General features: G+C 68.9%; 19 protein-coding genes. 8 read left to right on the top strand and 11 right to left on the bottom strand.

What is annotated here, in order from left to right; translation table 11 throughout:
• The first annotated feature begins 7 nt into the window (after positions 1–7).
• The 3 genes from helR (at position 8) to QM711_RS07605 (ending at position 3278) form a co-directional block, all read left to right on the top strand.
• Positions 8–2167: an RNA polymerase recycling motor ATPase HelR gene (gene helR, locus QM711_RS07615; protein WP_415097898.1), complete on the top strand. Its 2160-nt coding sequence runs from the start codon at positions 8–10 to the stop codon at positions 2165–2167.
• A gap of 58 nt (positions 2168–2225) precedes the next feature.
• Positions 2226–2603: a PH domain-containing protein gene (locus tag QM711_RS07610; RefSeq protein ID WP_415097896.1), complete on the top strand. Its 378-nt coding sequence runs from the start codon at positions 2226–2228 to the stop codon at positions 2601–2603.
• A 102-nt stretch (positions 2604–2705) separates the two neighbouring features.
• Positions 2706–3278, top strand: coding sequence for a cysteine hydrolase family protein (locus QM711_RS07605; RefSeq protein WP_415097894.1), 573 nt, complete (start codon positions 2706–2708; stop codon positions 3276–3278).
• A gap of 220 nt (positions 3279–3498) precedes the next feature.
• Here QM711_RS07605 and QM711_RS07600 read toward each other — a convergent pair whose 3' ends face one another.
• Positions 3499–4758 (bottom strand): multidrug effflux MFS transporter, encoded by a 1260-nt coding sequence (locus tag QM711_RS07600; protein ID WP_415097892.1) that lies wholly within the window; start codon positions 4756–4758, stop codon positions 3499–3501.
• A gap of 417 nt (positions 4759–5175) precedes the next feature.
• Here QM711_RS07600 and QM711_RS07595 point away from each other — a divergent pair, with 417 nt between their 5' ends.
• Positions 5176–6504, top strand: coding sequence for a DUF222 domain-containing protein (locus tag QM711_RS07595; RefSeq protein ID WP_415097890.1), 1329 nt, complete (start codon positions 5176–5178; stop codon positions 6502–6504).
• Positions 6505–6716: 212 nt separating this feature from the next.
• Here QM711_RS07595 and QM711_RS07590 read toward each other — a convergent pair whose 3' ends face one another.
• From QM711_RS07590 to QM711_RS07550, 9 genes are all read right to left on the bottom strand, one after another.
• Positions 6717–7487 carry a PIG-L family deacetylase gene (locus tag QM711_RS07590; RefSeq protein ID WP_415097888.1) on the bottom strand — a complete coding sequence of 257 codons (771 nt, stop codon included), beginning with the start codon at positions 7485–7487 and terminating at the stop codon, positions 6717–6719.
• On the bottom strand, positions 7484–8638 hold the full coding sequence (locus tag QM711_RS07585; RefSeq protein ID WP_415097886.1) for a glycosyltransferase: 1155 nt from the start codon (positions 8636–8638) through the stop codon (positions 7484–7486). The genes QM711_RS07590 and QM711_RS07585 overlap by 4 nt, the downstream gene beginning before the upstream one ends.
• Positions 8532–8843, bottom strand: coding sequence for a hypothetical protein (locus tag QM711_RS07580; protein WP_415097884.1), 312 nt, complete (start codon positions 8841–8843; stop codon positions 8532–8534). The genes QM711_RS07585 and QM711_RS07580 overlap by 107 nt, the downstream gene beginning before the upstream one ends.
• Before the next feature lie 9 nt (positions 8844–8852).
• On the bottom strand, positions 8853–9797 hold the full coding sequence (locus QM711_RS07575) for a permease prefix domain 1-containing protein (RefSeq protein WP_415097882.1): 945 nt from the start codon (positions 9795–9797) through the stop codon (positions 8853–8855).
• 1 nt (position 9798) lies between these two features.
• The gene (locus QM711_RS07570; protein ID WP_415097880.1) at positions 9799–10131 is read right to left on the bottom strand and encodes a PadR family transcriptional regulator; all 333 of its coding nucleotides are present in this window, start codon (positions 10129–10131) and stop codon (positions 9799–9801) included.
• A 68-nt stretch (positions 10132–10199) separates the two neighbouring features.
• Positions 10200–10730, bottom strand: a complete 531-nt coding sequence (gene pdxT, locus QM711_RS07565; protein ID WP_415098641.1) for a pyridoxal 5'-phosphate synthase glutaminase subunit PdxT — start codon at positions 10728–10730, stop codon at positions 10200–10202.
• Between the two features lie 59 nt (positions 10731–10789).
• The gene (gene pdxS / locus QM711_RS07560) at positions 10790–11686 is read right to left on the bottom strand and encodes a pyridoxal 5'-phosphate synthase lyase subunit PdxS (RefSeq protein WP_415097878.1); all 897 of its coding nucleotides are present in this window, start codon (positions 11684–11686) and stop codon (positions 10790–10792) included.
• A gap of 36 nt (positions 11687–11722) precedes the next feature.
• The gene (locus tag QM711_RS07555; protein ID WP_415097876.1) at positions 11723–12631 is read right to left on the bottom strand and encodes a GNAT family N-acetyltransferase; all 909 of its coding nucleotides are present in this window, start codon (positions 12629–12631) and stop codon (positions 11723–11725) included.
• On the bottom strand, positions 12628–12972 hold the full coding sequence (locus QM711_RS07550; protein ID WP_415097874.1) for a hypothetical protein: 345 nt from the start codon (positions 12970–12972) through the stop codon (positions 12628–12630). The genes QM711_RS07555 and QM711_RS07550 overlap by 4 nt, the downstream gene beginning before the upstream one ends.
• Positions 12973–13087: 115 nt before the next feature.
• On the opposite strand from QM711_RS07550, the gene QM711_RS07545 reads away from it, so the two are divergent.
• The gene (locus QM711_RS07545) at positions 13088–13501 is read left to right on the top strand and encodes an HIT family protein (protein WP_415097872.1); all 414 of its coding nucleotides are present in this window, start codon (positions 13088–13090) and stop codon (positions 13499–13501) included.
• 44 nt (positions 13502–13545) lie between these two features.
• Here QM711_RS07545 and QM711_RS07540 read toward each other — a convergent pair whose 3' ends face one another.
• The gene (locus QM711_RS07540) at positions 13546–15270 is read right to left on the bottom strand and encodes a glycerol-3-phosphate dehydrogenase/oxidase (RefSeq protein ID WP_415097870.1); all 1725 of its coding nucleotides are present in this window, start codon (positions 15268–15270) and stop codon (positions 13546–13548) included.
• A 213-nt stretch (positions 15271–15483) separates the two neighbouring features.
• Between QM711_RS07540 and QM711_RS07535 the strand changes: the two genes are divergently transcribed.
• The 3 genes from QM711_RS07535 to QM711_RS07525 all read left to right on the top strand — a co-directional run bounded on the left by QM711_RS07535 (position 15484) and on the right by QM711_RS07525 (position 19013).
• Complete coding sequence (locus QM711_RS07535; RefSeq protein ID WP_415097868.1) at positions 15484–17799, top strand: sodium-translocating pyrophosphatase; 2316 nt, start codon at positions 15484–15486, stop codon at positions 17797–17799.
• A gap of 84 nt (positions 17800–17883) precedes the next feature.
• A complete protein-coding gene (locus QM711_RS07530; protein WP_415097866.1) occupies positions 17884–18045 on the top strand; it encodes a hypothetical protein in 162 nt (53 codons plus the stop codon).
• A 119-nt stretch (positions 18046–18164) separates the two neighbouring features.
• A complete protein-coding gene (locus QM711_RS07525; protein WP_415097864.1) occupies positions 18165–19013 on the top strand; it encodes a transporter substrate-binding domain-containing protein in 849 nt (282 codons plus the stop codon).
• The last annotated feature ends 61 nt before the right edge of the window (positions 19014–19074 follow it).

The raw sequence follows: 19074 nt of genomic DNA, 5'->3' as shown, positions 1-19074 counted from the left end.
GTCCGCCATGCCCCCTGTGACGACCGCTTTCCAGCTTCCCGGACGCCTCGCGGCCAAGGCCGATCCGCACCTGATCGCTGCCGACGAACGACATCTGGCGACCATCGCCGCGACAATCGCCGACCAGGTCGCCGATGTCTCCGCCCGGCTCGACGAACTCCGGTCGGCGCCCGCGCGCCGGGGTCGCCAAGCCCTCGATCGCGACCTGGAGATCCACCGGCTGAGCACCCGGCTGCGGCTGCTGCGCCGGTTCGCCTGGGAGGCCTGCCTGGGCCGGATGACCTTCGCCGACGGCAGCGACCCGGTCTACATCGGACGCGTCGGGCTCACCGATCGCAGCGGACGCCAGCTGCTCATCGACTGGCGCACCCCGGCGGCCGAACCGTTCTTCGCCGCCACCCGGGCGCACCCGCTGGGGTTGTCCGGACGCCGCCGCTACCGCTGGATGAACGGCCACGTCACCGACTACTGGGATGAGTCCTTCGTCGCCGACCCGGGCGTCCCGACCGCGGCGCTCGACGATCAGTCGGCTTTCCTGGCCAGCCTCGGCGAATCGCGGACGGCCCGGATGCGCGACGTGCTCGGCACCCTGCAGTCCGACCAGGACGCGGTGATCCGGGCCGGCTCGTCCGGTGCGCAGGTGGTGGACGGCGGTCCCGGCACCGGCAAGACGGTGGTGGCGTTGCACCGTGCCGCCTACCTCGCCTACGCCGACCCGCGGCTGGGCGGGAGTCGCGGCCGGTTGCTGTTCGTCGGCCCGCACCAGGCCTACCTGGCCTATGTCGCCGACATCCTGCCCGGCCTGGGCGAAGAGGGCGTCCGGACCTGCACGCTGCGCGACCTCTTGCCCGAGGGCGCGGACGCCGTTGCCGAGATCGACCCCGAGGTGGCCAGGCTGAAGTCGTCGGTGCGGATGGCCGAGGCGGTGGAGCCCGCGGTCGCACTGTACGAGGAGCCGCCGACCAGGACCCTGGTGGTGGAGACGCCGTGGCTCGACCTGCGGGTACGCGCGGCGGACTGGCTGGAGGCGTTCGAGTCGATCGATGCCGGCGCTCCGCACAACGAGTCCCAGGAGCAGGTCTGGGAGGCGCTGCTCGAGATTCCGCTCGACCACGTCCCCGATGGTCTGCTGGTCGATGCCGAAGTCTCGCGCGAGGACGTCCGCCGCGCGCTGGAAGAGAACGGGGCGTTCCGGCGCGAGTTCCGCCGCGCCTGGCCGGTGCTGGAGCCGTCCGACCTGGTGGCGGACCTGTGGTCGGTCCCCGCCTACCTGCGGCGCTGCGCACCCTGGTTGAGTCCGGACGAGGTGCGTGCCTTGAAGCGGCCTGAGGGCTCGCCGTGGACGGTTCCGGACCTGCCGCTGCTCGACGCGATGCGGCAGCGGCTGGGCGACCCCGAGGCGCCGGAACGGAACCGTCGGCGCCGGATTCAGGAGGCCGCCGACCGGTCCTACATGGACGATGTGGTCGAGGACATCCTGGCGGCCGACGACGACCCCGAGTCGGGCCTGAAGCTGCTCAACCGGGAAAGCATCCGCGACTCCTTGGTGCACGGTGAAGCGCTGCCGTCCGCGGACGCCGATCCGCTGGCCGGGCCGTTCGCGCACGTGATCGTCGACGAGGCCCAAGAGCTGACCGACGCCGAGTGGCAGCTGTTGTTGCGCCGCTGCCCTTCGCGCAGTTTCACGGTGGTCGGCGACCGCGCGCAGGCCCGGCATGGATTCACCGAGTCCTGGGCCGAACGGCTGGCGCGAGTCGGCTTCGCCGACATCCGGGTGTCGACCCTGACCGTCAACTATCGGACGCCGGCCGAGGTGATGGCCGCGGCCGAACCGGTGATCACCGCCGCGCTGCCGGACGTGACCGTGCCCACCTCGATCCGCAGCACCGGCGTCCCGGTGCGGTACGCGTCGACGACTGAGCGGGACGCGGTCCTGGCCGAATGGCTGACCGAACACCCGGCCGGCATCGCCTGTGTGATCGGCGACCCCTCGTATCTGGGAACGGACCGGGTGCGGTCGTTGAGTGCCGAAGGCGCCAAGGGACTGGAATTCGACCTGGTGCTGCTGGTGGACTCCGACGCATTCGAGCCGGGCGTCACCGGTGCAGTGGATCGGTATGTGGCGATGACTCGCGCAACCCAGGATCTGGTGGTGCTGCGACGGTGACTCCGTATCGCCGAACTGCTCCTACTCTTGCTTCATCACCACCCGCAAAGGAGACAGAATGCCGTCGGAACTGAATGTGACCACCGCTTGGACCTTTCAGTCAGAGGTGCCGATTCCCAACGATGTCGGGTCGATGCTGATTCCGGGTGAGCGACCAGTGGCCGCCTACCGCACCTTCCGCGACACGGCGATCTTCACGAGTCGGCGGCTGATAGTGCGCGACGCACAAGGTATGACCGGGAAGAAGGTGGAGGTCTATTCGCTTCCCTACTCGGCGATCAACATGTGGTCGTCCGAGAACGCGGGCACCTTCGACTTCAACTCCGAGCTTGAACTCTGGACCAGGGCGGGGCACATCACGATCAATCTGGGGAAGGGGGTCGATGTTCGGCGACTCGACCAGCTGATCGCGCACGCCGTCCTCGGCGCCCTGTAGAGCGGGAATCTTCCGGTCCCGGCCCTGAAGCCTGGCACTCATGATTCACTGTCATTCACCTGGCCGCGCAGCGATGTGCACACCCCCATCACAGGAGACGTTATGACCACCCCCTCGACAGAATTCCGCGCACTCGATCACTGGCTGGTCGTGATCGACCCGCAGAACATTTTCGCTTCGCCCGATTCGGATTGGGCATCGCCGTTCTTCGATGCTGCCGTGGCGAATATCCGGCGTCTTGCCCCGGCCTTCGGCGATCGGGTGCTGATCACCCGGTGGCTGCCGACCGCCGACCGGGACACGTCCTGGGGCGAGTACTTTGCCGACTGGCCGTTCGCGGACCGGCCGCCGTCCGATCCGATCTTCGATCTGGTCCCGGTGGTGCAGGATCTGACCACGCGTCCGACCCTCGACCGGCCGACGTTCGGGAAATGGGGGCAGGAGATGGAGGCCATCGTCGGCCGCGGCGCACGAGTCGTACTCACCGGCGTCTCGACGGACTGCTGCGTGCTCTCCACCGCGCTCACCGCAGCGGACGCCGGGGCGTACGCGATCGTCGCCGCCGACGCCTGCGCCGGCTCGACGGCGGAGAACCACGATGCGGCGGTGCACGTGATGGGTCTCTACCCGCCTCAGCTGACGGTCTCGGACACGGCGTCCATTCTGGGCAGCTGACGGGCGGTCGCCCCGGCCCCACAGCAGGCGTCGCCGGAGGAGTTCGCCAGTCGGCTGATCGCCGCCGAACGCGCGACTCGTCGAGATCCCCCGGCACCTGCATCCGGCCGAGACGACCGTACGACCCGCGTTGCCAGGCATTCGCCAAGCTGCAGGTGCGGGACCGCGTCCAGGCCATCGTGCTGGCGCACCGGTTCTCGGTGCCGGTCGGAGCCGGTCCTCACATCTCGTCGAGCGGCTCGTGGGCGGGGGGTTCGGGCGGCGCCTGCGGCTCGGATGCGGTCAACTTCAGGTGGTGGCGCCACATCAGGTACCCGATGCCGGTCAGGACCAGCGCGGTCCCGGCCAGCATCGGCAACGAGAACGCGACCGCCGGTGCGAGCGCGCCCGCGATCAGCGCATTCGATACCAGCGCGACGAAGCTCTGCACCGAGGACGCCGCTCCCCGGTTCGCCGGGAACAGGTCGAGCATCGCCAGGGTCAGGATCGGGAACGCCAGCGCGATACCGAAGGTGAGCACCGGTAGCAGCAGCACTGCCCAGGGCAGCGATTGCGCAGACGGCACCAGCATCAGCGCGAGGTTGGCCGCTCCGGCCGACAGGCTGATCCAGTAGCCGATGGTCGCCAGCCGCTGCCCGCTGATCCGGCCGGCGAGGTGTCCGGAGAACCAGGAGCCGGCCACCATGCCCGAGATCAGCGGCACGAACAGTACCCAGAAGTCTTGTTCGCCCTTGCCGAGCAGGGTGACCACGATCATCGGCGCCGAACTGATGTAGACGAACATGCCGGCGAAGTTGACCGCGCCGTTGATCGCGAGCCGGCGTCCGTTGCGGTCCGACCAGACCGCCCACAGGGAGGTGAACAGCTGCCGGACGTTCAGCGGCGTCCGGTCCGATTCGGGGTGAGTCTCGGGAAGGAACAGCCAGACCAGGATCAGCAGCAGCACTCCGAGGCCGGTCAGGAACCAGAAGATGCCGCGCCAGTCGCCGTGCACCAGCAGCCAGCCGCCGACGATCGGGGCGAGCGCAGGCGCCAGCCCGAAGATCATCGCGATCTGCGACATCACCCGCTGTGCTCGTTCGCCGGCGAAGATGTCGCGGACCATCGCCCGGCTGATGATCTGGCCGGCTCCGGCGCTCAGGCCCTGCGCGGCGCGTCCGACCAGTAGCCAGCCGAAGTTGGGCGCCACTGCACAGGCGAGCGAGGCGATCACGAACAGGCCGGTGCCGACCAGGATCACCGGCTTGCGGCCGAGCGCGTCCGAGAGCGGTCCGTGGAACAGGCTCATCACCGCGAACGACAGCAGGTAGACGCTGATCAGTTGCTGCAGCGCGAGTGGCGTGGTGCCCAGGTCGATCGCCATCTGGGCGAACGCCGGGAACATGGTGTCGATCGAGAACGGTCCGACCATGCCGAGGCCGGCCAGGATGATCAGCAGCAGCCATTGCGGCGGCAGGGACCGGTCGGACGTCGTCTGCACCGCGTCATTGTGGCAGTCCGGACCCCCTCGGTAGCCGACCGGCGACGTTCGGCTCGTCGGCGTCAAGCCGTCCCGTCCGTCCAGATCCCCGGTTCGAGCGGTTTCCCGAGACCGAGCAGCGATCTCGACATCGGTGGCCGGTGGTGGGAAAGGTGTCTCGGTTTCGTGTTGTGACTCGAAATCGGTGGGTTTTCCCGAAATCGGTGAGCGATCTCTATATCGCTGAAACTCGGGGCGCGACGCTTCGAATCGGCGCACTCGCCCCTGACTGTCGTGGCCCCCCTGGTTGTCGCAGAAAGTGTCAGACCCGGCCTCTAACGTGGTCTTCATGAATCGCATTACCGGTGTGGCTACGGGATTTATCCCGGGCTGGCTGGTGGACGGTTTTTGTCAGTGGCGGCGTTTAGGGTCAACGGTATGAGCATCGCGGTGGAGCCGGGGACGACGGTGGCGGACTTCGCCATCGTGGTGGCTGGTTTGCTCGATGAGCTCGACTACGACAAGGTGCCACTACTGGCCGATCGGAAACAACTCGACCTGGTGGCTGAGTTGTTGCAGGTGCAGTCGCGGTTGTCCGGGGTGGTGCATACCGTGCTGGGCCAGGTCGACCGTGGCGGGGCGGCGGTGGCCGCTTATGGTGTCCCGACCGTGAGTTGGTTGGCGTCAGAGTTGCGGTACACCCGGGGTCAGGCCTCAGCGATGCTGCACCACGCCAACGATCTGCACCGGTTCACCCAGATCGGCGACGCACTGCGCGACGGCCGGGCGAATGAGCGACAAGCACAAGCAATCACCCAGGTGCTGAAGAAGCTCCCCACCGATCTGGGTGTCGAAGCTGAGGCGAAGGCTCAGGCGACGATGGTCGGGTTTTGTGAGGAGTTCAACAGTCACGAACTTGCTGGCCTCTCCCGGCATCTGGTGGAGGTCGTGGCGCCGGAGGTGGCTGACGAGGTCGAAGCGAAACGGCAGGAGCGTGAGCTGCGCGACGCGCAGCAGGCTCGGCAGCTGAACTTCTCCGACAACGGGCATGGTTCCACCATCATCAAGGGTTCTCTGCCGAGCGCGGATGCTGCGTTGATCAAGGCACAGATTGAGGCGTTGGCGCAGCAGATGCACCGCACCGCCCTGGAACTGCGCGACCCGACAGTGCCGCAGCCGTCCTGGCCGCAACGCCGCGCTGATGCCCTGGTGGAGTTGGCTCGCCGGGTCGCGATCCAGCAAGCCGCACCGAAACATGGTGGGGATCGGCCGCACCTGGTGGTACTCATCGACTACGAGGATCTGCTTGGTGATTGCCGAGGTGCTGGGCTGGCCGATGGCACCCAGTTGACTGCCGGGCAGCTACGGCAGTACGCGTGCGACGCCGGGATCCTGCCGGTCATTCTGGGCGGCGCCTCCGGGGTCCTCGACGTGGGACGGGAACAGCGCCTGGTCACCCCGGACATCCGCCGCGCCCTACAGGTGCGGGACGAAGGGTGTGTGTTTCCCGGCTGCGACCGGCCCGCTGCCGATTGTGACGCTCACCACATCACCCCATGGGCACACGGCGGTCAAACCTCGCTGTCGAATCTGTGCCTGCTGTGCAAACATCACCATAATCTGCTCGAACCTGACATGAAACGGGCGCCGGAGTTGCAGTGGCAGATCAGAATCTCGGCCGATGGGATTGCGGAGGTGATTCCGCCACGATTCGTGGACAAACACCGACAGCCACGAAGCCATCAACGATTCCGACCACCCGAATAGCCGGAAAGAATTTACGCGTACGTGTGATCGAAACCCGCCGCCAGAAGTATGCGCTCGCGCGGAATGGGTCTCGACAGGCTCGACCAGCGGCCTGGGAATGGATTTCGACAGGTTCGACCAGCGGCTTGGGAATGGATCTCGACAGGTTCGACCAACGGCTTGGGTAGGGGTCTCGACAGGCTCGACCAACGGCGTGGGCGGAGCCAACCGGCTCAGGCCAGCCGGACGCCGATGCGCAGTTGCAGCGGCTCCCGCTGCCCGCCGGAGTGGATCACGTCGCGTCCGTCCACGGTGAACTGGGATGCGTGGGCGTGCAGCGCCGGCAGCAGGTCGGCCAGCCGATCGGTGCGGTCGTACCACGCGACGCCCTCGGAATCCGGTGGGGTGCCGTCCCGCGGGATCGAGATCACCTCGGCGAAACCGATGCCGGTCAGCGCAGCAGAATCCCTCGCGACGTGGTGCATCCGGACATGGTCGGGGTGGCCGTAGCCACCGTCCGCCTGATAGCTGACCACCAGATCAGCGCCCCACGAGGTCAGGAATGCTGCCAGGTCGGCCGCTGCCTCGGCCACGCTCGCCGCGGTGAAGGCGTCCGGACCCGCGTCGGCGCCCGGTCCGGCCACGGTCGGGGTCACCCAGCGCATCCCCGAATCGAGGTAGCGCCGAGGCGGCAGTCCGGACGCCCGGGCCGGCGGCTCGCCCAGGAAGAACGGTCCCTCGGCGCCGAGCGCGCGCAGTGCCGTCGCCAGCTCAGCCTCACGGTGGGCGTCCAGTTCGGGGCTGCCGGCCGGGGGTGCGCCCGAACCCGCAACCACCTCACCGCGCTCGCCCCGGGTCGCTGTCACCACCGAGACAGCCAGCCCGACCTCGGTCAGGTGCTGGATCAAAGCCCCGGTTGCCAGCGTCTCGTCATCGGGATGAGCATGCGCGAACACCACCCGGTGCACGCCGGCGAACGGATCGGTGCCGTCCGTCGCGGTCACAGCACCTCCCGGTAGTGCCGTTCGAGCAGTAGCGCGGTGACGTCCCAGTCGAACCGGCGGGCATGGATCTGCGCCACCACGCCCATGCGGGCCAGTCGCTGCGGCTTGGCCAGCAGCCGGGTGATCGCGGTGCCCCAGTCCTCGGGCTGCCGTGAGTCCATCAACTGCCCGGTCTCGCCGTGCACCACCGCCTCGCGCAGCCCCCCGGCCGCGGAGGCGATCACCGGCGTCCCGCACGACTCGGCCTCCAACGCGATCAACCCGAAGGTCTCCGAATGGGACGGCACGAGCACGATCCGCGCATCACGCATCAACGCGGCCAGTCGTTCCCTGGACTGCGGGCCGATGAAGTGGACGGCGTCGCCAAGCCCGTGCGCCGCGACCAGAGCGTGCAGGTCCGCCTCGTAGGCGGCGAAGTCGACCGAGACGTCCCCTGCGATCAGCAGGTCGGGCCGAAGCTCCGCCGGCACCTCAGCCAGCGCTCCGATAGCCAGATCGGGCCCCTTGAGCGGCTGCAGCCGGGCGGCGTAGAGCAGATAGCCACGGGGGTTGGTCGACGGTGTGGCAGCGCCGGTCTCGACGAGCTCGACCGGCGGGGCCTGGGTCTCGACCAGCTCGACCGGCGGGGCCTGGGTCTCGACCAGCTCGACCGGCGGGGCCTGGGTCTCGACCAGCTCGACCGGCGGGGCCTGGGTCTCGACAAGCTCGACCTGCGGAGGTGGGCTATCGACCAGCGGGACGCCTGCATGGAAGATGGTCCGGTCGACGCCGGGCGGCACGATCACCACGCGGTCCGGCTCGGCGCCGCAGCGCTCCACCACGGTGCGGGCCTCGGCCGCGCTGATCGCGATGACGGCGTCCGATTCGGTGGCGACCAGGCGCTCCCCGGGCACCCGGGCCGGCGACTCCGGCGGCTCACCCTCGGACAGCGCCGAGCCGGGCAGCGCGGCTACCGAGTGGAAGCTCTGCACATGCGGCACGCCCCAGCGACGGGCCACCGGCAGGGCGGCGACGCCCGACATCCAATGGTGCGAATGCAGCACGTCATAGCCGCCGCCGAGCCCGGCCAGGCCGGCCGAGAACTCCTCGACGTGCGCGTCGATCAGGCTCTTGGCCAGCTTGGACGGCGGACCCGCCGGCAGATGCAGCAACCGGACGGCGTCCGAGAAGCTCCATCGCGTCGGGCTGCGCCGGGTCGCTGCGCCGGGTGATCAGGTCGACCCGGTGCCCCAGCCGGGCCAACGCGAAGGCCTGGTGGTACTCGACGACATTCATCCCGCCGGCATCGCCGGAGCCGGGCAGATCGGCGGGGGAGGTGTGCATCGACACGAACGCGATGCGCAGCGCGGTGGCCATCTGCTCACCCTATCGATGCTCGCGGGCCGCCTTGCGCCAGCCGTCCACCATGTCCCAGACGCCGATGACGAGCACCGAGAACGCCACCACCACACCGATGATCCGGACCAGGTCGGCCTCGCCGCTGCGCTGGGTGACCAGGGCCAGGAACTCCGGGTTGGCGAGCTGGTCGCTTGCGAGCAGGGTGAGGACGAGGCCGGTGAACAGCGCCGAGATCACCGTGTTGGCGACAGCCAGCGCGATGCTCCACCCGCGGCGCAGGAACAGCACCACGGCGAACGCGGCCTCGGCTGCCAGCAGTGCCAGGAAGCCGGCCATCGACCATGGCCAGAGTCCCGGATTCAGCACCGGGACGGACCCGCCCGCGACCCGGATGAAGCCGATCGACTGGTCCCAGAGCAGGGCGCCGACGGCCAAGCTGAGGAACGCCAGCGACGCGATCAGGTTGACTCGGCCCGCCGAACTCTCCGGCGCTTCGGGCAGGTTGTCCACGTTCCACTCCGGCAGGCCGGCGCCGGTGCGCTCCAGCACGACGAAGACCAGGGTCACCCAGAAGCAGAGGTGCACCGCCGTCGAGAGCGCGGCGACGATCGAGTGCCCGATGATCTCGCCGGTGCCGTCCGCGGCGAGCGTCTTGCCCAGTGCGACGGCGCCGAGCACGCACAGCGGCACGACGACCAGCAGCAGCTTCAGCAACCGCCACCAGGTCGGGTAGTAGCGCGGACCGATCAGATGCAGCGGACGGTCGGCGTAGCCGGCCGCCAGAATGGCCGGATCGCCCAACTCGTTGAGCGCGGCGCGCTCGGCTTCGACGGGCTGCTCGCCGTGGTCGATGCGAGCCTCGACGGCGTCGGCGATGGATGCCTCCAGCTCGGCCCGGACGTCGTCTTGCGAGGCCGGCGGCAGAGAGTCGATGGCGGCGGCGATGTACCGCTGCGTCAGGGTCGCAGTCATGTCAGTGCTCCTGGTCGTTAAGGGAATCGATGGCGGCCGTGATCTTGTGCCAGTCGGCCGTGAGGACGTCGGCGAGCCGGCTGCCGGCCGCCGAGGTGCGGTAGAACTTGCGTGGCCGGGCCTCGTCGGTGTTCCACTCGCTGGTGAGAAGTCCCTGCTTCTCCAGCCGTCGCAGCAGCGGATAGAGGGTGTTGGCGTCGGTGCCGAAGCCTTGGCGGTCGAGCGCCTCGAGCAGGCCGTAGCCGTAGCCGGGAACGTGTAGCAACCGCAGGCAGGCCAATACCACCGTGCCGCGCCGCAACTCCTGCAGATGAATGTCGAACTCCTCGCCCATGACTCACACGATAGTGTGTGAGACACACTATTGCAACAGGCACTAGCAACGTTCGGACAAATGTCGGCTCAGCCGCGGATGTCGCTGAGCAGCCTTCGGTGGAACACCGTCTCGCCGGTCAGCTCGGGATGGAAGGCGATGCCCGTCACCAGTGACTGCCGGACGGCGACCACTTGCTGGTCGCGCTGGGCCAGCACCTCCACATCCGTCCCGACCCGGGTGACGACGGGTGCCCGGATGAACGCCACCCGGACCGGGCCGAGGGTGCTGTTCAGTTCGGCCTCGGCCGAGTCGACCTGAGAGCCGAGTGCATTGCGCCGCACCGTGACGTCCACAACACCCAAAGACTGCTGCCCGGGCGCCCGGTCCTCGACCTCGCGCGCCAGTAGCACCAGCCCGGCGCAGGTGCCCAACGTCGGCAGTCCGGCGGCCACACTCGTCCGCAGTGGTTCGAACAGGTCGAACATCCGCAGCAGCTTGTCGATCGTGGACGACTCGCCGCCGGGCAGCAGCACCGCGTCCACCCGGACGCCGTCCGGGCCGACGAGATCGTCAGCACCGCGCAGCGGCGCCACCCGGGCACCGAGTGACTCCAGCATCGACCGATGCTCCCGGACGCCGCCCTGTAGGGCGACCAGCCCGACGGTGGGGGACCCGGTCACCAGCCCCGCTCGGCCAGCCGGTGCGGCGCCGGCACGTCGGCGACCGAGATGCCCACCATCGCCTCGCCCAGTCCGCGGGACGCCTCGGTGATCACCGCCGGGTCATCGAACCGGGCGGTCGCCTTGACGATCGCGGCGGCCCGGGCGGCCGGGTCGCCGGACTTGAAGATGCCCGAGCCGACGAACACGCCGTCGGCACCGAGCTGCATCATCAGCGCCGCGTCGGCCGGGGTGGCGACGCCGCCGGCGGTGAACAGCACCACCGGCAGGGCTCCGGCCTCGGCCACCTCACGGACCAGGTCCAGCGGTGCCTGCAGTTCCTTGGCGGCCACGTACAGCTCGTCCGGGGACGACTTCGCCAGCGCGCTCAGCTCGGCGATCTGCCGCCGGATGGTGCGGATGTGCTTGGTCGCCTCGGACACGTCGCCGGTGCCGGCCTCGCCCTTGGAGCGGATCATCGCCGCGCCCTCGGCGATCCGCCGCAGCGCCTCGCCAAGGTTCGTCGCGCCGCAGACGAACGGAACGGTGAACGCGTGCTTGTCGATGTGGTGGCTGTAGTCGGCGGGGGAGAGCACCTCGGACTCGTCGATGTAGTCGACCTTGAGGTGCTCCAGCACCTGCGCCTCGACGAAGTGCCCGATCCGGGCCTTGGCCATCACCGGGATGGAGACCGTGTCGATGATCGCGGCGATCAGGTCCGGGTCGCTCATCCGGGCCACGCCGCCCTGCGCCCTGATGTCGGCGGGCACCCGCTCCAGTGCCATCACCGCGACTGCGCCGGCGTCCTCGGCGATCCGCGCCTGTTCGGGAGTGACGACGTCCATGATGACGCCGCCCTTCAGCATGTCAGCCAGGCCCCGCTTGACCAGCGGCGATCCGATCACTGTCGTCATGGGCCAATGGTGGCCAGCCGGGCACCGCCGACCGTGTCACGTCTGAGGGGCAAGACGCGACGAGTAGCCGACGATCGTGGTCTCCAAGGTGAACCCCAGCGCCCGATAGAGGGCGATCGCGGGCGCTCGGTGATCCTGGACGGTGAGATTCACGTCGTGCAACGGAGCGGCCGCCAGGATCCGCCTGCTCACAGTGGCCAGCAGACCCCTGCCCGCGCCGGTGCCACGAGCCTCGGGCTTGACGGCGATGAAGTCGAGGTAGCCCGAGCCGTCCGGCTGGACGCGTCCGGCCGCGTAGCCGAGCAGCTCACCGCCGGCCTCGCTGACCACCGTGATCCGCTCACCGGTGATGCCTTCGTCGATCATCTGCCGGGTGGTCAGGTAGGTGTTCGGGAACTCGGCGGCGTGCAATGGGTCGATCGTCGCGAAGTCGTCGCCGCGCGGGGCGCGCACCCGGGGGTCGTCGGCCGGCCAGTTGGCGGCGTCGGCGAGCTTGGCCACGAACACGTGGTTGGGCACCGACGCCGTCCAGCCCAGGTCCGCGGCGAGCGCGGCCATCCGGCGGTTCGCGATGTCACCGGAGATCTCGTGCTGGTCCACCCCGGAGGGGCAGCACGCGATCGCCGATTCCAGCAGCGGACGGGCGAGGGCGTCCCAATGCGCCTCGGCGACCCACGGGCCATGGATCCAGCTGCGGCCCAGTTCAAGGTCCAGGTCGGTCACCGTGGCGCCGACGATCCGGCCGCCGGAATCGGTCGCCACCAGCGCCGAGCCCGGCCAGGCGTCGCCCAGTTCCTCGAGCTCGAGTCGCAGCGCTTCGCGTTCGGTGCCGATGTAGCAGGTGCCGGTGGCCGGATCGGCCTGGCGCTCGGTGATGAAGTCCAGCAGCGCCTCCACCTCACTCGCCAGTACCTGCCGGGGCGGCGAGCTGGACTCGGCGGTCACGGACTCTGGGGCAGTTCGACCAGGGTGCCACCGGCCTCCCAGGCGACCGCCCTCGCCACGTCGAGTCCCAGTGGCAGCTGCTCGCCGACCACGCTCAGTTCCGTCCGCCACAGCATCACGGGCTGGTCCCGCCCTGGAACCAGTTCGGCGACTTCGCCGGGATCCTCGACCGGGACCGATAGCTGTACCTGCAGCAGCGGCTGGTCGCAATGGATGACCGACAGCCGGTCACCATCACCGGTGACCTGCCACGGCCGTCCCTGGTGCGCCGCGGAAACCCCTGCGGCCAGGTCAGACGCTGTGAGCGCGCGCTCGCTTACGATCAATAGATCGCGTGTCATGAAGTTCCCCCGTGCTTCAGTTCACCCGAAAAGGCCTTGCCAGCACAGTGTGTCAACCATCGGCGCATTCGGAAAGCCCAAAACGCGGGATATCGGCCGATGAGACAATGTCCACATGGCCGAAGCCGACATTGCCTGTGCGATCATCCAGGGACGATTGACCGCCGAGGTCGTGCTGCGCACCGACCAGGTGATCGCCTTCCTCGACCACCGGCCGGTGTTCAAGGGACACGTCTTGGTCTGCCCCGTGCAGCACGTCGACACCCTGCTCGACCTGCCCGACGACCTGGTCCTGCCGCTGATTGGCACCTGCCGCCGGATCGCCGCCGCGATGGGACCGGCGCTCGGCGCGCAGGGCACCTTCGTGGCGATCAACAACGTGGTCAGCCAGTCGGTGCCGCACCTGCACGTCCATGTGGTGCCGCGCTCCAAGGGCGACGGACTGCGCGGCTTCTTCTGGCCCCGGACGAGGTACGTCGCGGACGAGCAGGCCGCCTACGCGACGCTGCTGCGCGAAGCGTTGGGATAGCTCAGATCCGGCGTTCTCGGTGCCTCGACACGCTCGGCCAACGATCAGGCGTTGACGGCGTCCGTCACATCCCGGGCCGCCGACCGGGCCTGCGCGGCGGAGGCGTCGTCGGGCTCGCCGGCCGCGGCCCGCTCGGCCTCGACTCGTGCGGTGTAGGCGGCGATCTCAGCGTCGCGGCGGGCGTCGTCCCAGCCGAGCCTGTCCGCCGCCAGCGCCGCGATCTCCGGCAGTGCGGCCAGTCCGGAGTCGGCGATCTCGTAGGTCAGCCGGGTGCGGTTGACCAGCAGGTCCTCCAGGTGCAGGGCGCCCTCGTGGGTGCAGCCGTAGCCGAACTCGACCCGCAGGTAGTCCGGGGCGTGCTCGACCGGATTCGCCAGGTCGGCCTGCTCGCGGCACTGCGCGATCAGGGTGTTGATCTCGCTGCCGTAGCGGTCCAGCAGGTGCCGGACCCGGCGTCCGTCCCAGCCGAACTCGGCGCCGAGCGAATCGGCCTGTCCGCTCAATGCCTGGTAGCCGGCGGCACCCATCAGCGGGGTGTGCTTGGTCTGCGAGGGCTTAGCCTTGGCGCCGGCCTCGCCCAACGCGAAGTCGACGGCGTCGGCGGCCATCACCCGGTAGGTGGTCAGCTTGCCGCCGGCGATGGTGACCAGCCCGGGGGCGGCCTCGGTGACGGTGTGCTCGCGGGACACCTTGGTGGACGCGGTGCCGTCGCCCTTGGTGGCCGGCTGCAGGAGTGGGCGCAGCCCGGCCCAGGTGCCGATCACGTCGTCGCGGCTGATCGGCTTCTGCAACACCACGTTGGCGTGGTCGATCACGTAGTCGATGTCGGCCTGGGAGGCCACCGGGTGGGTGAAGTCCTGGTGGTAGGGGGTGTCGGTGGTGCCGATCACCCAGTACCGCTCCCACGGAATGATGAACAGCACCGACTTCTCGGTCTGCAGAATGAAGCCGACCTCGCCGTCGAGACGCTCCTTCGGCACCACGATGTGGATGCCCTTGGAGGCCAGCACCTTCAGCCCACCCTCGGCCTCGGCCAGGTCCTGGGTCTGTTCGGTCCACACGCCGGCGGCGGCGATCACGTGCTTGGCCTTGATGGTGAAGCTCTCGCCGCTCTCCAGGTCGGTGACCTCGGCGCCGTCGACCCGTCCGTCGGTCTTGGTGAAGTCGGTCACCTTCACCCGGCTGGCGGCGAGCGCGCCGTATTCGACCGCCGTGCGGATCAGGGTCAGGGTCAGCCGGGAGTCGTCGACCCGCGCGTCCCAGTACCGGATGGCGCCGACCATCACGTCGGGCCGGACGTCGGGGAACAGCTTCTGGACGCCGGCCAGCGTGTAGTGCCGGTGGAACGGCGAGGTGGCCTTGGCGCCGAGCCGGGCCATCACGTCATAGAGGGTGATGCCGGCCGCGACGTAAGGTCGCTCGATGTACTTCTTGGTCAGCGGATAGAGGAAGGACACCGGCTTGGCCAGGTGCGGAGCGAGCGTGGCCAGCAGCAGTTCGCGCTCGTGCAGCGCCTCGTTGACCAGCTTGAAGTCGAGCGCCTGCAGGTAGCGCAGGCCGCCGTGCAGCAGCTTGCTCGAACGAGACGACGTGCCGCTGGCCCAGTCCTGGCCCTCGACGATGCCGACCCGCAACCCGCGGGTGACCGCGTCCAGGGCGATGCCGGCACCGGTGACCCCGCCCCCGACCACCAGGACGTCCAACTCCTCGGCCGCCAGGCGGCTCAGGGCGGCGGCGCGGCTGGTCGGATTGAGTGCGGTCGCGGACATGGCTGCTCCTCGGGTCGGGGACTGCGTCAGTCGCGATCCAAGCGGAGCTCAGTGGATTTCGCAAGCCGACGATGAACATAATCGTGAACAACGCGGACTCGCCCGGTCTGGGTGTCGCCGGGCTGTAATGACCAATAGACTCCCCGAATCTTCCCGACCAGGGGAAGACCGCAGGAGAGAGCCCGGCCAGAAGCCGTCGGCCGAGGAGGATGCATGCTCGAGTTGGGCCCCACGAGCCTGGCCATCGTCTGGACAATCGCCGGAATCGCAGCGATCAGTCTGCTCTACGCGGTGTTGCTGCGGCGCCAGGTGCTTGCCGAGGACGAGGGCACGACGCGGATGCGTGAGATTGCCCGAGCCGTCCAGGAGGGCGCCGCCGCCTACCTGAGCCGCCAGTTCCGCACCCTCGGCATCTTCGCGATCATCGCGTTCGGACTGCTGTTCCTGCTCCCCGGCGACCTGTCGGTGCGGCTCGGCCGGTCGGCGTTCTTCCTGGTCGGCGCAGGTTTCTCGGCCGCGATCGGCTACCTGGGCATGTGGCTCGCGGTACGGGCCAACGTCCGGGTCGCGGCTGCCGCGATGCGCGCCAACGGCCGGGTCGAGGGTGCCAAGATCGCCTTCCGCACCGGCGGCGTGGTCGGGATGAGCGTGGTCGGTCTCGGCCTGCTGGGCGCGGCCGCCGTCGTACTGCTGTATCGCGAGCAGGCGCCGTCGGTGCTGGAGGGCTTCGGCTTCGGCGCCGCGCTGTTGGCCATGTTCATGCGGGTCGGCGGCGGCATCTTCACCAAGGCCGCGGACGTCGGCGCCGACCTGGTCGGCAAGGTCGAGCAGTCGATCCCCGAGGACGACCCGCGCAACGCGGCCACCATCGCCGACAACGTCGGCGACAACGTCGGCGACTGCGCCGGGATGGCCGCCGACCTGTTCGAGTCCTACGCGGTGACCCTGGTCGCCGCGCTGATCCTGGGCAAGGCCGCCTTCGGCGAGCAGGGCCTGGTGTTCCCGCTGCTGGTGCCGGCGATCGGTGCGCTGACCGCGGTGCTCGGCATCGCGATCACCCGGATCCGGGGCGAGGAATCCGGCCTGACCGCGATCAACCGCGGCTTCTACACCTCCGCTGCCGCGGGGGCCGCGCTGGCTGCGGTCGCCGCCTTCGTCTACCTGCCGTCCAGCTTCGCCGCGTTGACCTCGGTGCCCGAACTGGTGAGCTCGCTGCCCGGCGACCCGCGGGTGATGGCGGCGGCTTCGGTGGCGATCGGCATCGTGCTGGCCGGGGTGATCCTGTGGCTGACCGGCTATTTCACCGGCACCGACTCCAACCCGACGATTCACGTCGCGCGGACGTCGCTGACCGGGCCGGCGACCGTGGTGCTGGCCGGCATCGGTGTCGGCTTCGAGTCGGCGGTCTACACCGCGGGCATCATCGCGGCCGCGATCTGCGGCGTCTTCCTGATCTCGGGCGGCTCGATCATCCTGTCGCTGTTCATGATCGCGCTGGCCGGCTGTGGCCTGCTGACCACCGTCGGCGTGATCGTGGCGATGGACACCTTCGGCCCGGTCTCCGACAACGCCCAGGGCATCGCCGTGATGAGCAAGGACGTCGACGAGCAGGGCGAGGCGATCCTGACCGCGCTGGACGCCGACGGCAACACCACCAAGGCGATCACGAAGGGCATCGCGATCGCCACCGCGGTGCTGGCCGCCACCGCACTGTTCGGCTCGTACACCGACGCGGTCAACCACTCGCTGAGCTCGCTCACCGAGCAGGCCGGCAATGCGATCACCGCCGCCATGCTGACCTACGAGATCGTCTCGCCGATCACCCTGGTGGGCGTCATCCTGGGTGCCGCCACGGTGTTCCTGTTCTCCGGGCTGGCCATCGACGCGGTCACCCGGGCGGCCGGCGCGATCGTCTTCGAGGTACGCCGGCAGTTCGCCGAGATCCCCGGCATCATGACCGGCGAAGGCCGCCCCGAGTACGGCCGGGTGGTGGACATCTGCACCCGGGATTCTTTGCGCGAGCTGGCCACACCCGGACTGCTGGCGGCGTCCGCCCCGATCGCCGTCGGCTTCGGCCTGGGCGTCGGCCCGCTGGCCGGCTTCCTCGGCGGCGCGATCGTCGCCGGCGTCTTGATGGCGGTCTTCCTGGCCAACTCCGGCGGTGCCTGGGACAACGCCAAGAAGCTGGTCGAGGACGGCCGCTACGGCGGCAAGAACTCCGACGCCCATGCCGCCACGGTGATCGGCGACACCGTCGGTGACCCGTTCAAGGACACCGCCGGCCCGGCGATCAACCCGTTGATCAAGGTGATGAACCTGGTCGCGCTGCTGATCGCGCCGGCCGTGGTGGCACTCTCGGTGGGCGAAGGCGCGAACCCGGTGCTCCGGATCGCGATCGCGATCGCGGCCGGCTTGATCGCTATGGGCGGTGTCGTGCTGTCCCGCGTCCGGGCGCACAAGGTGGACGTCGAGGGCCGGCTGGAGCACGAGATGCACCTCGTCGAGGACGCCGTCAGCCCGCCGAGGTAACAAACGGATAACTCCTCGGTTCCGCGAGGTACGAAAGCATGACCTCGTGGTTTCCTACTGGTGAACATCGACCAGGGGGGAAACATGTTCATCGACGATTCCGCCGCAATCACCGCGGCCATCCGAGCGGGAAACATCCAGCAGGTCCAGGCCGAGCCGTCCCGTCGTCCGTCGGCTCAGCAGCCCGGAAGCGAGCAGCGCGTCCTCGTCGGCGCCCGGCAGAGTGGCTCCGGCGGCCGGCGCTGAGCCCGACCCGTTCCGGTCAGCGCCGGAAGGTCACAGCCCGGTTTCAATCGGCGGGTTCGTTTGTCGGAGCCGGAGCAGTGGGCAAGTATGCGGCCATATCCCGCTATCGAGGAGTGACCGTGACTTCACATCGCAGACACCTGCGCGCCCTGCTGGCCGGCCTGGCCGCACTCAGCCTGAGCACGCTGGCCGCTTGTGCCAACTACAGCCAGCCCGCCGCGTCCCCATCGCCCACGGGAAGCACGTCGGGCAGCGCTCAGACCGTGTCGCTGGTGACACCGGGCAAGCTCACGGTGTGCACCCACCTGGCCTACAAGCCGTTCCAGTTCAAGGACAAGGACAACAAGACCGTCGGGTTCGATGTCGACCTGATGGACCTGGTCGCCAAGAAGCTGGGGGTGACCCAGGAGATCTTCGACATCGCGTTCGAGCAGATCACCTCCGGTGCGGTGTTCGCCGCCAAGAAGTGTGACGCGGCCGCCGCGGCGATCACCATCAGGGCCGACCGGCAGAAGGCCGCGTCGTTCTCCGATCCGTACTTCTCGGCGACCCAGGCGCTGCTGGTGAGCACTGACTCCACGATCACCGACCTGCCCGACCTGAAAGGCAAGATGCTGGCCGTCCAGGACGCCACCACGGGCCAGGACTACGGCAAGGACAATGCCGCCGCCAACGGGTACACGGTGAAGGTGTTCGACGACTTCCCGAGTGGTGCGAACGCGGTGTTGGCCAAGACGGTCGCGGCGGCGATCAACGACAACGGCGTGGTCTACAACTTCGCCGCCGAGAACCCCGGCACCAAGGTGGTCAAGGAGTTCAACACCCATGAGAAGTACGGGTTCAGCATGGGGAAGGACAACGCCGCCCTGCTCGCCGTGGTCAACGACGTCCTGAAGACCGCCAAGGCGGACGGCAGCTACAACGCCATCTATCAGAAGTGGTTCGGCAAGGACGCCCCCAAGGACTGACATCGCTCACCGCCCCGCTGCCCCGGTCGCCGGCCGGGGCAGCGGAGCGCCGATTCGCAAG

Origin of the sequence: Micropruina sp. (assembly GCF_047602385.1) — a bacterium.
GTDB lineage: Bacteria > Actinomycetota > Actinomycetes > Propionibacteriales > Propionibacteriaceae > Micropruina.
The sequence above is the reverse complement of the archived record's forward strand: the minus strand, read 5'-3'. Positions and strand labels throughout refer to the sequence as shown.

Excerpts from the sequence above, each read along its gene's own strand:
- pdxT (WP_415098641.1), bottom strand. The coding sequence starts at position 10,730 with ATGCTGGAGTCACTCGGTGCCCGGGTGGCGCCGCTGCGCGGTGCTGAC.
- helR (WP_415097898.1), top strand. The coding sequence starts at position 8 with ATGCCCCCTGTGACGACCGCTTTCCAGCTTCCCGGACGCCTCGCGGCC.
- pdxS (WP_415097878.1), bottom strand. The coding sequence starts at position 11,686 with ATGACGACAGTGATCGGATCGCCGCTGGTCAAGCGGGGCCTGGCTGAC.
- QM711_RS07605 (WP_415097894.1), top strand. The coding sequence starts at position 2,706 with ATGACCACCCCCTCGACAGAATTCCGCGCACTCGATCACTGGCTGGTC.
- QM711_RS07550 (WP_415097874.1), bottom strand. The coding sequence starts at position 12,972 with ATGACACGCGATCTATTGATCGTAAGCGAGCGCGCGCTCACAGCGTCT.
- QM711_RS07530 (WP_415097866.1), top strand. The coding sequence starts at position 17,884 with ATGTTCATCGACGATTCCGCCGCAATCACCGCGGCCATCCGAGCGGGA.
- QM711_RS07595 (WP_415097890.1), top strand. The coding sequence starts at position 5,176 with ATGAGCATCGCGGTGGAGCCGGGGACGACGGTGGCGGACTTCGCCATC.
- QM711_RS07570 (WP_415097880.1), bottom strand. The coding sequence starts at position 10,131 with ATGGGCGAGGAGTTCGACATTCATCTGCAGGAGTTGCGGCGCGGCACG.
- QM711_RS07575 (WP_415097882.1), bottom strand. The coding sequence starts at position 9,797 with ATGACTGCGACCCTGACGCAGCGGTACATCGCCGCCGCCATCGACTCT.
- QM711_RS07610 (WP_415097896.1), top strand. The coding sequence starts at position 2,226 with ATGCCGTCGGAACTGAATGTGACCACCGCTTGGACCTTTCAGTCAGAG.
- QM711_RS07545 (WP_415097872.1), top strand. The coding sequence starts at position 13,088 with ATGGCCGAAGCCGACATTGCCTGTGCGATCATCCAGGGACGATTGACC.
- QM711_RS07580 (WP_415097884.1), bottom strand. The coding sequence starts at position 8,843 with ATGGCCACCGCGCTGCGCATCGCGTTCGTGTCGATGCACACCTCCCCC.
- QM711_RS07540 (WP_415097870.1), bottom strand. The coding sequence starts at position 15,270 with ATGTCCGCGACCGCACTCAATCCGACCAGCCGCGCCGCCGCCCTGAGC.
- QM711_RS07535 (WP_415097868.1), top strand. The coding sequence starts at position 15,484 with ATGCTCGAGTTGGGCCCCACGAGCCTGGCCATCGTCTGGACAATCGCC.